The organism is Anoxynatronum sibiricum (assembly GCF_039414295.1).
Lineage (GTDB): Bacteria > Bacillota > Clostridia > Peptostreptococcales > Tindalliaceae > Anoxynatronum > Anoxynatronum sibiricum.
Genome location: NZ_JBCITM010000066.1, coordinates 1 through 389 on the forward strand (window position 1 = coordinate 1; position 389 = coordinate 389).

The following is a 389-nucleotide window of genomic DNA, read 5'->3' on the forward strand; positions in this document are numbered from 1 at the left end:
CGTGGCTTTTCGCAGCTTACCACGTCCTTCATCGGCTCCCGGTGCCAAGGCATTCACCCTTTGCTCTTTCTTCCTTGACCTTGCTTTACTTTGCCTTTACGATCATGCAGTTTTCAAAGAACAATTTTGTCAATGGGGTTTGAGCTGGTGGAGACGAGGAGATTTGAACTCCTGACCCCCTGCTTGCAAGGCAGGTGCTCTCCCAACTGAGCTACGCCCCCATTATGCTTTTCCCTATGTTGTTTCTTGTGATGTTTCTTTTGAGAGAACACTTTCTCTCAAAACCAAACAGCAGAAAGTTGCCACCCGGAACCAGCGGGTGTCTTGCTTCGTTACTCCTTAGAAAGGAGGTGATCCAGCCGCACCTTCCGATACGGCTACCTTGTTAC

General features: G+C 49.4%; 1 tRNA gene and 1 rRNA gene. Both read right to left on the reverse strand.

Annotation, left to right across the window (positions count from 1 at the left end):
• A 23S ribosomal RNA gene (locus tag AAIG11_RS17965) occupies positions 1 to 80 on the reverse strand; the annotation flags it as partial.
• A gap of 65 nt (positions 81 to 145) precedes the next feature.
• Positions 146 to 221: transfer RNA gene (locus tag AAIG11_RS17970), tRNA-Ala, on the reverse strand.
• Positions 222 to 389: the final 168 nt, after the last annotated feature.